The sequence below is a fragment of the Streptomyces fulvoviolaceus genome (genome assembly GCF_000718165.1).
In the GTDB taxonomy this organism is placed as follows: Bacteria; Actinomycetota; Actinomycetes; order Streptomycetales; family Streptomycetaceae; genus Streptomyces; species Streptomyces fulvoviolaceus.
The window spans coordinates 26,141-37,579 of the sequence record NZ_JOEY01000038.1 but is presented as its reverse complement, the minus strand read 5'-3'; the positions used below and the strand labels follow the sequence as shown (position 1 = coordinate 37,579).

The 11,439-nt window shown below is 71.8% G+C and carries 10 protein-coding genes; 3 read left to right on the top strand and 7 right to left on the bottom strand.

What is annotated here, in order from left to right; genetic code table 11:
• Positions 1-14: 14 nt before the first annotated feature.
• Positions 15-374, bottom strand: coding sequence for a VOC family protein (locus IG08_RS0135170; RefSeq protein ID WP_030612220.1), 360 nt, complete (start codon positions 372-374; stop codon positions 15-17).
• Positions 375-498: 124 nt separating this feature from the next.
• Between IG08_RS0135170 and IG08_RS0135165 the strand changes: the two genes are divergently transcribed.
• Positions 499-2,319 carry a sigma-54-dependent Fis family transcriptional regulator gene (locus IG08_RS0135165; protein WP_030612218.1) on the top strand — a complete coding sequence of 607 codons (1,821 nt, stop codon included), beginning with the start codon at positions 499-501 and terminating at the stop codon, positions 2,317-2,319.
• A gap of 144 nt (positions 2,320-2,463) precedes the next feature.
• Entirely contained in the window at positions 2,464-4,002 is a 1,539-nt protein-coding gene (locus IG08_RS0135160; RefSeq protein ID WP_030612217.1) for an APC family permease, read from the top strand.
• Positions 4,003-4,018: 16 nt separating this feature from the next.
• On the opposite strand, the gene IG08_RS0135155 is transcribed toward IG08_RS0135160, so the two are convergent.
• From IG08_RS0135155 to IG08_RS0135145, 3 genes are read right to left on the bottom strand one after another with little or no spacing between them, the layout of a single operon-like run.
• Positions 4,019-4,525 (bottom strand): DUF1579 family protein, encoded by a 507-nt coding sequence (locus tag IG08_RS0135155; RefSeq protein WP_030612214.1) that lies wholly within the window; start codon positions 4,523-4,525, stop codon positions 4,019-4,021.
• On the bottom strand, positions 4,522-5,064 hold the full coding sequence (locus IG08_RS0135150; RefSeq protein ID WP_063757807.1) for an NUDIX domain-containing protein: 543 nt from the start codon (positions 5,062-5,064) through the stop codon (positions 4,522-4,524). Before IG08_RS0135150 ends, IG08_RS0135155 begins: the two co-directional genes overlap by 4 nt.
• Before the next feature lie 60 nt (positions 5,065-5,124).
• Positions 5,125-6,405: a multidrug effflux MFS transporter gene (locus tag IG08_RS0135145; protein ID WP_030612209.1), complete on the bottom strand. Its 1,281-nt coding sequence runs from the start codon at positions 6,403-6,405 to the stop codon at positions 5,125-5,127.
• 68 nt (positions 6,406-6,473) lie between these two features.
• Between IG08_RS0135145 and IG08_RS0135140 the strand changes: the two genes are divergently transcribed.
• On the top strand, positions 6,474-6,968 hold the full coding sequence (locus IG08_RS0135140; RefSeq protein WP_030612206.1) for a MarR family winged helix-turn-helix transcriptional regulator: 495 nt from the start codon (positions 6,474-6,476) through the stop codon (positions 6,966-6,968).
• A gap of 13 nt (positions 6,969-6,981) precedes the next feature.
• On the opposite strand, the gene IG08_RS0135135 is transcribed toward IG08_RS0135140, so the two are convergent.
• The 3 genes from IG08_RS0135135 to IG08_RS0135125 are packed head-to-tail and all read right to left on the bottom strand — an operon-like array spanning position 6,982 to position 11,399.
• Positions 6,982-8,481, bottom strand: a complete 1,500-nt coding sequence (locus tag IG08_RS0135135; protein WP_030612201.1) for a sensor histidine kinase — start codon at positions 8,479-8,481, stop codon at positions 6,982-6,984.
• Positions 8,478-9,218 carry a response regulator transcription factor gene (locus IG08_RS0135130; protein ID WP_030612197.1) on the bottom strand — a complete coding sequence of 247 codons (741 nt, stop codon included), beginning with the start codon at positions 9,216-9,218 and terminating at the stop codon, positions 8,478-8,480. Before IG08_RS0135130 ends, IG08_RS0135135 begins: the two co-directional genes overlap by 4 nt.
• Before the next feature lie 30 nt (positions 9,219-9,248).
• A complete protein-coding gene (locus IG08_RS0135125; protein ID WP_030612194.1) occupies positions 9,249-11,399 on the bottom strand; it encodes an ArnT family glycosyltransferase in 2,151 nt (716 codons plus the stop codon).
• Between the last annotated feature and the right edge of the window lie 40 nt (positions 11,400-11,439).

Genomic DNA, 11,439 nt, shown 5'->3' with positions numbered 1-11,439 from the left:
CTCCTGGTCGCCGCTCAGTCGTCCCGGTGGCTGACGATGTTCAGGACATTGCCGTCGGGGGCGCGGACGAAGAACCGTCGCAGGTCCCATGGTTCATTGGTGAGCGGGTGCACGATCTCGTATCCGCGCCGCAGCGCCTCGGCGTACGCGTCGTCGACGGCCGCACCGACCCTGACCGAGACGACGGGGTTCGTGGGTGCGCTGGCATCGTGCGTGAGCAGCTGGATCTGCGCCCGGCCGTCGGGCGAACGGAATTGGGCGACCCAGCCGAGGTTGAATCCTTCGACGCTCAGGCCCAGGTAGCCGGTGTAGAAGTCGCGGGCGGCTGCGATGTCCGGGACGACCAGGTTCGGTGTGATGCCGGTGGGTTCCATCGTCACTCCTCGTTGCTTCTCATGGCATTCCGCACTCTGCCACCCGGCAGCACCACCGGCGCCGGTAACGCGCAGCGCATATGTTGTTGCGCGTTCAACCGTCCCCGGTAGGGTGAGTGATGCCGTGACCACCGCAGAGCGCCCCTCCGTCCGCCCCGCCCTCGCCTCGCTGCGCAGGGCCCGCGAGCTGTTCCTGCTGGGGCGGCAACTGCCGGACGGGATACCGGAAGAAGTCGTCGCCGCGTGGAAGCGGGCCCGGTTCTTCGGCGTACGACACGACGTGCAGGACTCGGCGCCACGGCATTCCCCGGGCGCGCCCGAGTCCGCCCTGCTGACCGCCGCCCGTCCGGTGCTCGAACGGATCGCCCCCGCGCTCGGCCCCGGACAGGCGTCGCTCCTGCTCACCGACGAGCGGCCACGGGTGTTGTGGGCGACCGGCTCGGCGGCGGCCCCTGCCCACTACGACCTCTCCGAGCGGGTGGTCGGCCACAACAGCGCGGCCCTCGCACTGCGGACCCGCCGCCGCGCCGAGGTGCACGGTCCCGAGCACTTCCTGGACCTGTGGCAGGACGTCTCCGCCGTCAGTGTGCCGGTGCGGGCGCCGGAGACCGGCCGGGTGCTGGGCACGGTGACCGTGACCACCCGGCTGTGCGCCGAGTGCGGACCGCATCCGGGGGCCCCGCTCGCCGAGGCCGCGGCGATCGCCGTGGAGGCGGAACTCCTCTCGCGGTCGCGGGCGGCGGAACGGGTGCTGCTGGACGCGTATCTGCGGGCCATGGGGGAACAGGGGCGCGCGGTCGTCGCCCTCGACGGTCGCAACCGGTTCGTCAGCGAGGCCGCGGAACAGCTGCTGTCTCCCGAGGGGCTGGAGGCGCTGGAGCGGGGGGCGGTCGCCCTGCTGCGGGACTCGGAACACGGGGCGCCGACGGGGTCCGCGGCCGCCTCGGATGCGGTGGTGCGGCCCGACGGCGGGGCGCCTTCGGCGTCGTACCGTAGGCGACTCCTGGACGGCAGCCGTATGCGGCTCCCGGACGGCACCGGATGTACCGCGGTCCTCACCCCTGTCCCCCATCTGGGCGCGGTCGTCGGTGCGGTCGCGGTGTTGGAGCCGGTGGCGCGTGCGGCCGTCACGTCGGCCGAGGGGACGGCGGGACCAGCCGCACGGACTGTCCCGGGACCGGCCGGGCGATCGGTGCCGTGGCGGCATGCCGTCGGCCGCGCGGTGGAACTGGCCAGGCACCCCGAGCCCCTGCTGATCGTCGGCGAGCGCGGCACCGGAAAGAGCTCGCTCGCACGGCAGCTGGCCGCGAGTCCGTCGACCGTGGACGCGGCGGAGGGCGAACTCCACGACGCACTCGACGGGTTGACGGACGGTCACGCCCTCCTCATCCGCCATGCCGAGCGCCTCACCCCACCCGACACGGCGACCCTCAACTCGCTGCTCGACACGCATCCGGCCGCGCCCCTGATGATCACCTACACCCCCGGAACGCTCCCGGGCCCGTGTCTCCAACGGCTGCTCGACACCCTGGCAGCACGGTCGGTCACCCTCCCCGCACTGCGCGAACGCCCGGAGGACATCAGGGAGTTGCTCCCCACCCTGACCCCCAGGCCCGAGCCGGGACAGCCCCCGCTCACCTGGACGCTGGACGCGATGCGCGCCCTGGAGCAGCACCCGTGGCCCGGCAACATCACGGAACTCGCCCACCTGGTACGGGCGTTGGCCGAACACCGTCGCACGACCGGTCCCGTCCGGCGCGCCGAGCTGCCGGACCCCGTGCGCGAGGGGCCCGCGACCCGGCCGCTGAGCCCGATGGAGCAGGCCGAGCGCGCCGCCATCCTGGAGGCCCTGCGCCGCCACGGCGGCAACAAGGCCCGCACGGCGGCGGCCCTGGGCATCGCCCGCGCCACGCTGTACCGGAAGCTCAGGGGCTACCAGGACTGATCCCCCTTATTTCGGCGGGATTTCCGTTTCATACGGGCGAAGAATTGATGGTCAAGACTTGTACATGAACGCTTGTGGCGTTTTGTGGCGGCAGCAGATCATTGGCCGGATCCCACCAGTACCACGAGCGTTCAGGAGCTCCCGGTGACCGCTGGCCCCATAGCACCCGAGTCGACCGGCACGCCGGCAGCAGCCCAGACGGAGCGGCAGAAACTCCGCAAGCACTTCGGCCGCTTCGACATCCTCTTCTTCCTCCTCTGCACCATCGTCGGCGTGGACACCATCGGCACGGTGGCCTCGTCCGGCGCCGAGGCGTTCACCTGGCTCATCGTGCTGGCCGTCGTGTTCTTCGTGCCGTCCGCGCTGCTGACCGCCGAGCTCGGGGCCGCGTTCCCCGACGAGGGCGGGCCGTACATCTGGACCAGCCGGGCCTTCGGACGCCTGGCGGGCGCGGTCAACAACTTCCTGTACTGGATCACCAACCCGGTGTGGCTCGGCGGCACGCTCTCCGTCTCCGCCGTCACGGCGTTCACCACCTTCTTCAACGACGGAAAGGACCTGAGCACCCCGGCCTTCTACGTCTTCACCCTCGTGTTCGTCTGGGTGGGCGTGCTCGCCGCGATCCTCTCCTTCGACGTCGGCAAGTGGATTCCGACCATCGGCGCCTGGAGCCGTTTCGTCCTCCTCGGCCTGTTCACCGTCACGGTCGTCGTCTACGGCATCCAGCACGGCCTGCACGGATTCGGACTCGGCGACTTCTCGCCGACCTACGTGGGCTTCGTCGGCCTGGTGCCCGTCCTGATGTTCAACTACGTCGGTTTCGAGCTGCCCAACACCGCCGGCGACGAGATGACCGACGCCCAGAAGGACGTGCCCTTCGCCATCTTCCGCAGCGCCGCCCTCGCCGTCGCGCTGTACGCGCTGCCGATCCTCGGCATCCTGCTCGTCCTGCCGGTCAAGGCCATCACCGGCCTCGGCGGCTTCATCGACGCGATCCGGCAGGTCTTCACCGTCTACGGCGGAGACGTCGCCGCCGATGGCACCGCCACGCTCAGCGGCGCCGGCAGCCTGCTCGGGGACCTCGCCGCGATCCTGTTCATCCTCACCGTGCTGTCCTCCGGCGTCACGTGGGTCATGGGCTCCGACCGCGCCCTGGCCGTCTCCGGCTACGACGGCGCCGCGCCCCGCTTCCTCGGCGTCATCTCCAGCCGGTTCGGCACCCCGGTGCGGGTCAACATCCTCAGCGGGCTGGTCTCCACCGTCGTGCTCGTCCTGGCCCACGAACTCACCGACGGCAGCGCCGCCAAGCTCTTCGGCGCCGTCCTCGGCCTCGCCGTCTCCACCACGCTCGTCAGCTACCTCGGCATCTTCCCGGCCCTCGCGGTACTGCGCCGCAAGGAGCCGGACGTCCCCCGCCCCTACAAGGCGCCCTTCCCCCGCACGATCAGCGTGGTGCTCACCTTGCTCGTCCTGTTCGCCAGCGTCCAGCTGGTCGCCCCCGGACTCGGCGACCACTGGTTCGGCTCCGACTACGCGCCGGACGGCTGGAGTTACGACGAGCGCTGGAAGTACCTGCTCACGGAGGCCGTCCCGCTCATCGGGTTCGTGCTCCTCGGGGTGCTCTTCTGGGCGCTGGGCAAGCCGACCCGCACCGCAGCAGCAGCCGCCGCCGCCAAGGAGTAGCACGCCCGGCCCGGCCTCAACCGACCTTGACGAGAGTGACCTTCATCGACGGTCTGTAGGTCGCTCCGTCATCGGTGCGCTCGTGCAGGACGGTCTGGACGCGGTGGTCGTCGCTGAACTCAACGGTGGCACGAGTGGTGTCGCCCTGGTAGGTCCAGGTGTCGCCCTCCGCGACCAGGCGGCTCACGGTCACGTTGCCCTGACTGTCGAAGAAGTGGGACCGGTAGGCGCCACTCGTCTCGTCGTACCCGATGATCTCCGTGCCGCCGACGTCGAACTCCCCGATGCGCCCGTAGGCCGAGTGCACGAGGAAGAACCCACCCGGAGCCCACTCGTACACGTCGGAGGTGGCGATCTTCACCCCTGGGCTTCCGTCATCGTCGATCATGTGGCCTTCGTTGATCCATCTGCCCACCCAGGCTTCGAGCGCGTCATGCTGGGGCCCGCGTCCGGATCCCTGGCCCTCGGCGTCCTCCGTGCCCCGGTTGACCGCCACGACGCGTGGGGTCGTCTCATCCGTCATGCCTGCTCCTCCTGCAGTCGCGAGGGTGTCCACTCTTCTGCCCCGAGCCGGTCCGCGCACTGCCGCATCCGGAGCCGGTCGTCGGCGAACCAGCCCTGCCACGGCTCGTCCAGCGGCAGCCAGGCGGTCGGGCAGCCGTCTTCGGGGGTGAGCGGTGTCCGCCGATCCACGACCGTCACGAAGGACGCGCTCATGGTGGCCGGCCAGCCGGGGTGGTAGGAGCGCACGGTGACGGCCACCGGTGCCGGGAGGAGTTCCGCACGGACCCCGGTCTCCTCGAACAGCTCCCGGCGCGCCGCTTCGCGCGGTGTCTCCCCGGGGTCCACCTGGCCGCCGGGCGGCACCCAGCCCCGCCAGCGGTGCCGCACCAGCAGGATCTGCGTCAGCGTGTCGTCGAACGCCCAGACCTCGGCTCCCAGCGGACCGCACGACGCCGCGTCGGGGCGCAGCAGCCACTCCAGGGCATGGTCGTACACGGTCAGCGCCTGTCGCGCGTCACAGATCGCGGCTTCAAGCGTGCGTGGCTCGATGTGTGTCACCCGGCGGAGACTACGACGAGGCACTGACAGTCGAGCTGCCGTGAACCGGGCCACCCACGGTCACGAACCGTCGCCCGGTTCGCCTTGTCCCAGCCACGGCCGCGCGAGCGCCACGAGCGCGACTCCCGCCGCGGCCACGGCGGTCAGCATGATGAGTGCCATCGGCATGGAGCTGTCCTCTCCGAAGAATCCGACGAGCGGCGAGGCGAGGGCGCCGAACAGGAACTGCAGGCCACCGAGCAAGGCGGAGGCGGCGCCCGGGGTGGCGCGGCCGAGGGTCTGGCCGATACTCATGGACGCCGGGAAGATCAGGCCGATGCCGCCGACGGTCACGAACAGCGTGGCCCAGGTGCCCGCGAGGGTCTCGCCCACCGCGACCACGAGCACGACCTGGGCCAGCGCGCCCAGCAGGGCGACACAGATCCCGGCCGTGAGCAGCGAGTTCAGCCGCACACCCCGCCCGACCAGCCGGGAGAAGGCGGCGCCGGCGATCAGCATGGCGACGGCGTTGGTGGCGAAGATGAGGGAGTACGTCGTCGAGGAGACCCCGTGGAGGTTCTCGAAGACGAAGCTGGAGCCGCTGATGTAGGCGAACAGCGCCGCCGAGACGAGGGCCATGACGAGGACGTACCCCATGAACGTACGGCGGGCGAGCAGCGAGCCCATCGCGCGGAAGGTGCTCGCGATCCCGCCACTGTGCCGGCGCTCGGGCGGCAGGGACTCCGGTACGGCCCGCAGTACGGCAAGGAGCAACAGCACGCCCAGCACGGTGAGTACGGCGAACACCGCGCGCCAGGTGGACACGCTCAGGATCGCCCCGCCGAGCACCGGCGCGGCAATCGGTGCCACGCCCATGATCTGGGACAACACCGCGAAGTAGCGCGGCAGTTCGGCGCCGTGGAAGCGGTCGGTGAGAACGGCCCGGGCCAGCACCATGCCCGCCGCGCCGGCCACGCCCTGCAGAAAGCGGGCGCCGGTCAGGAGGCCGACGTTCGGGGCGACGGCGCACAGGAGGGAGAAGAAGACGAACCCGCTCGCCCCGCAGATGAGCAGCCGGCGCCGTCCGAGCCCGTCGCTGAGCGGTCCGATCAGCAGCTGTCCGACGACGAGTCCGGCCAGGAACGCGGTCATGGTCAGCTGCACGGCCGAGCTGCTCGCGCCGAGCGCGTCCCCCATGGCCGGGAAGCCGGGCACGTACATGTCGGTGGCGAGCGGGGCGACCGCGGTCAGGGCGCCGAGCACGGCGACCATGGCGACGGCGGTGCGCCCGGGAGCGGCCGGGGGGCCGCCCACGCCGACGGTGTGCGGGGCGGCGGAACGCGAGGGGGACGGCGATATCATGGGCACGACGGTAACCGATAGTTCACTGGTTAACAAAGAGCCGTCCGAAGAGTGAGAAGGCGAGCCGCATGCCCCCCGCCCCCGACGAAGTCCGCGCCCAGTGGGCCGAGCACAACCCCGGCCTCGACACCTCCCCCATGGAGCTGGTGAGCCTGCTCAAGCAAGCCTCCGGTCTCCTCGGCCGGGCGGTCGAACCCCTCTACGCGGGCGCCCCGCTCACCGCCCCGGAGGTCGACATGCTCATCCCTCTGCGGCACGCCACCGATCCGGTGATCGCCAGCAGCCTCGCGGGGCGGCTGAGCCTGTCCCGCGCGGGCGTGAGCAAGACCCTCGCCAAGCTGGAGCGGCGCGGCTTCATCGCCCGTACCCCCAACCCCGCCGACCGCCGCGCCGCCCTGGTCACCGTCACCCCGGCCGGCGCCCGGGCCGTCGACGAGCTCTTCCCCCGCCAACTCGCCGCGGAGGTGGACCTGTTGGCGGGTCTCGGGGAGGACCGGGAGTGGGTGCTCAAGGCGCTGGGACGGTTGGTGGAGGCGATGGAGAAGCGGTCAGGCCGCGACTGAGCGCGCACGGGCGTCACGTGTCCGCAAAAGGGAGAACCAGGCGGAACGCGCATCCCCGGCCCGGCGCCGTGTCGAGTTCGAGTCGGCCGCCGTGTCCCTGGGCGATCGCCGAGGCGATGGCGAGGCCGAGGCCGCCGCCGCCGTGGTCGCGGGAGCGGGAGGGGTCGACCCGGTAGAAGCGTTCGAAGATCCGCTCGGCCTCCTCCGGCGGGAGACCGGGCCCCTGGTCGGCCACTTCGATCACGCACACCGGCGTTCCCTCGTCCAACGACGGCGCGGCGCCGGTGCGGCCGGGGCGGTCGGCGCCGGCGGCGGCCCCCGCGCGGGTCGTGCCCACACGTACGTCGACCCGGGTGCCGGGCGGCGTGTGGACGAGCGCGTTGGAGAGCAGGTTCGTGACGACCTGGAGCAGGCGGTGGGCGTCTCCGACGGTCTCCACGACGTCGAGTTCGGAGTCGTCGGTCGTGCCGTCGAGGGGGCTGAGCGTGACGCGATGGTCGCCCGCGTCGCGGACAGCCGCCGCGCTCACCGCGTCGGCCGCGAGGGAGAGCAGGTCCACGGGACCGGTGCGGTACTCGGGCTCCCGGTCGAGCTTCGCGAGCAGGAGCAGGTCGTCGACGAGAAGGTTCATGCGATCGGCGTTCTTGGCGACCTGCTCGTCGGCCTCCCGGCGCTGGGCGGCGGGCCGGTCCGGGTGGCGCAGGGCGAGTTCGGCGAAGCCCCGGATGGAGGTGAGCGGCGTACGCAGCTCATGACCGGCGTCGGCGACGAAGCGGCGCAACCGGTCCTCCGAGAACTCCCGCTGCCGCAGGGCCTGTTGGAGACGGTCGAGCATGTCGTTCAGTACGGTGCCGAGGCGGCCGGTCTCGGTGCGCGGATCGGTGTCGGACAGCCGTAGGCTCAGATCACCGGCGGGGATGTCCTGGGCCGTGTGCTCCATCCGGGTCAGCGGGAGAAGGCCGAGGCGGACCACCCAGCGGCCGACGGTGATCAGACCGACCACCGCCACGGCGAGGACGACCGCGTTGAGTGCCAGCAGTTTCGACATGGCCCCCTCCACGGTGTCGAGGGGCAGGGCGACCACATAGCTGGTGCCGTCGAATCCGTCCTTCCACAACGCCCGCCAGCGCCCGCCCCCGGACTCGGCGGGAACGGCGGCCTCCCGGCCCCGGGTCAGCCCGATCTCGTCGGTGGACCGCGGGAGATCCGGGCCCGGTTTCGTCCCACGGCCGAGAGTGCCCCGCTCCTGGCCCGAGGCGTCGTAGAAGGTGACCCTGAAGTCCGAGGGCAGGGTGACGGAGCCCGGGGCGGGCCTGACGGGCGGGTCGGCGGGGTCCGCGAAGGCACGGCCCGGGAGGACGAACTCCGACAGCTGCTGGTCGACCCTGTTCAACAACCAGGAGTGCAGCACCAGGAACCCGATGGTCTGCGCGGTGAGCACCGCGGCCGCGGCCAACAGGGTCACGCCCCACACCAGTCGGCTGCGCAGCGAGCGGGGGCGGCCGCGGATCACCGGTCCGTCCCGGCGCGCGGCAGCCGCAGGCAGTAGCCCACGCCGCGCACGGTGTGCAGCAGAGGCGGATCGAAGCGGTCGATCTTGCGGCGCAGGTATTTGACGTACGTCTCCACGATGCGGCCGTCGCCGGCGAAGTCGTACCCCCACACGTGGTTGAGGATCTTGTTCTTGCTCAGGACCCGGTTGGCGTTCTCCATCAGATAGAGGAGCAGGTTGAACTCGGTGGGCGAGAGCGGGACGTACTCGCCCGCGCGGTGCACCTCGTGGGCGTTCTCGTCGAGCTCCAGGTCGGCGAAGCGCAGGATCCCGCTCTCGGTGCCCACCTCGTCGGACTGATGCTCCGGGTCCGTACGGCGCAGGATGGCGCGGATGCGCAGCAGCACCTCCTCGATGCTGAACGGCTTCGTCACGTAGTCGTCGCCGCCCGCGGTCAGGCCCGCGATGCGGTCGGCGATCTCACCGCGGGCCGTGAGGAACAGCACCGGGGTCCTCACTCCCGCCGCCCGCAGGCTCCGGGTGACCGCGAGGCCGTCCAGGTCGGGCAGCATGACGTCGAGCAGGATCAGGTCGGGGTGGAGGGCCTCGATGTCCCGCAGGGCGTCCTGTCCGGTGGCGGAGCCTGCCACCTCGTAGCCGGACAGCCGCAGCGCCGACTCCAGCAGCATGCGGATGCCGGGGTCGTCCTCGACCACCAGGAGGCGGTGCGGGGCACGGGCAGCGGGCTGTTCGGCCATGGTGCGGGGGCGTCCGTTCTGCCGCTGCTGCTACTTGGCGGCGCAGTCGTACAAGGTGGTGCCGGTACGGCCCATGATGCCGCCGGCGGCTGAATCGGTGCTGGTGGAGGTGGCGCCGTACGCCTTGGCCGGGACCTTGGTGCAGTGCGCACCGACCCACGTCGACCGCTGCGAGGCCGCCCCGCCCATCATGGCGCCCATGCCGCCGGAGTCGGAGCCGAGAACGTAACGGAGTTCGCCACTCTTGGTCCACTTCTCCAACTGCTGTACGGAGGGGGCGTCGTCGCTGCCCGTGAAGCCGCCCATGCCGATGACCGTGGCGTCGCTGTCCAGGATGAACGCGGCCGCGCTCTGGGCACCGCCCTCGACCGCGAGGGCGATGCGGGCGTCGCCGGAGTGCTCGGTGGCGTACTTCAGGATCTTGCGCTGGTCGGAGGTGAGGGTGGTGCCGCCACCCAGACCGCCGCGGGCGCCGGACCCGCTCCCTCCGGAGCCGGAGCCAGTTCCGGTTCCGGCTCCGGTTCCGGTTCCGGTTCCGGTTCCTGGGAACGAGGGCATGTCTTGCGGCAGTTCGCCCGCAGACCCGCCACCGCCGATGCCCTGCGGCGTCTCCATGCCCTCGGGCAGCTCGAAGCCGCCACCGCCTCCGCGACCGCCACCGCCCCCGAAGGACATCGTCATGGGCCCGGCCGTCGGATTGGCGCCGCCCATCGCCGACCCCGACCCGCCCGGCACACTCAGCGCCCACGCGCCCGGCGCGAGCAGCACCGCCAGCAGCGCACCGCCCAGGGCGACCGGCACCAGCCGGGCCCTCCATCCCGCGGCGATCAGCAGCCCGACGGCGATCAGCCCCAGCAGGAGCACGACCCAGGCCAGCCACCCGTGCCAGGACGGCACCCGGCGGATCACGACGACCGCCCAGACGACCGTCACGAGCACGGTCCCGGCGCCGACGGGCAGCGCCCAGCGCGCCCCGGCCCGGTGCGCCCGCGCCAGCGCGGTCACCAGTCCGGCGGTCAACGCGGCGACGGCGGGGGCGAGTTGGGTCGTGTAGTACGGGTGGAAGATGCCTTCCTGGGTGGAGAACACCAGGCCGCACACCACCAGCCAGCTCCCCCACAGCACCCATCCGGACCCCGCGAGGGCCGCGCCCGCGGAGTCGTTGCCGCGCCGGCGCAGCACCGTACCGGCCACCGCGACGACCACTGCCACAGCGCTCGCGGGCAACAGCCAGCTGATCTGCCCGGCCACCTGGTCGTTGAAGAGCCGCAGCAGCCCGGCCTCACCGCCGAAGGAGCCGCCGATGTTGCCCATGCCGCCGCCCTCGCTCTCCCCGAAGACGCGGCCGAGGCCGTTGTAGCCGGTCACCAGATCCCAGGCCCCGCCGTCGGTGCTGCCACCGATGTACGGCTGCGCACCGGGCCACCAGGCGACCATCGCCACCCACCACAGCGAGGAGACCGCGCACACGGCACCGGCGATCAGCAGCCGTCCGACGCGTGCGAGCCAGGTCCCGGAGGCGCCGACCAGCCAGGCCGCGGCGAGGGCCGGGAGCACCATCCAGGCCGCCATCATCTTCGTGAGGAATCCGCAGCCGATCAGGAACCCGCTCGCGCACAGCCACCAGGTGCCGTGTCGGCCGGAGTCGGTCTGCAGGGCGCGGGTGAGCGCGTAGGCCGCGGCCACCAGGAACAGCACCAGCAGGGTGTCGGGGTTGTTGTCGCGGTTGATCGCCACGGTGATCGGCGTCAGGGTCATCACCAGGGCCGCCAGCAGGGCCGTACCCTCGCCCGCCCAGCGCCGGACCGTGCGGTGCAGCACGAGGACGGCGGCGACGCCCTCCAGCAGCTGGGGCAGGATCAGTGCCCACCCGTGCAGACCGAAGATCTTGCTGCTGACGACCTGCGGCCACAGGGCGGCCGGGGGCTTGTCGACCGTGATGACTCCGGCCGGGTCGAAGGAGCCGAACAGGAAGTTCGTCCAACTGCGGCCCATCGACTTCACGGCGGCCGCGTAGTAGCTGTTGCCCCAGCCGAGGGAGCCGAGGGCCCAGCCGTACAGCAGCGCGGACAGGAGCAGGATCGCGCCCAGGGCGGCGGGGGCCGCCCAGCGGGGCATGGCGCGCCCCGCGACGGGGAGGCGCACGACGGTGCTCGACTGCGCCTCGGTGGTGTGGGTCATGGTGGGATTCGCTCTCAGGGAGTCGTACGGGGTCGGGCGT

What these genes read in the sequence shown, in the direction of transcription:
- IG08_RS0135170 (WP_030612220.1), bottom strand. Translation starts at nt 374, where the DNA reads ATGGAACCCACCGGCATCACACCGAACCTGGTCGTCCCGGACATCGCA.
- IG08_RS0135155 (WP_030612214.1), bottom strand. Translation starts at nt 4,525, where the DNA reads ATGACGGATGAGACGACCCCACGCGTCGTGGCGGTCAACCGGGGCACG.
- IG08_RS0135145 (WP_030612209.1), bottom strand. Translation starts at nt 6,405, where the DNA reads ATGATATCGCCGTCCCCCTCGCGTTCCGCCGCCCCGCACACCGTCGGC.
- IG08_RS0135140 (WP_030612206.1), top strand. Translation starts at nt 6,474, where the DNA reads ATGCCCCCCGCCCCCGACGAAGTCCGCGCCCAGTGGGCCGAGCACAAC.
- IG08_RS0135130 (WP_030612197.1), bottom strand. Translation starts at nt 9,218, where the DNA reads ATGGCCGAACAGCCCGCTGCCCGTGCCCCGCACCGCCTCCTGGTGGTC.
- IG08_RS0135125 (WP_030612194.1), bottom strand. Translation starts at nt 11,399, where the DNA reads ATGACCCACACCACCGAGGCGCAGTCGAGCACCGTCGTGCGCCTCCCC.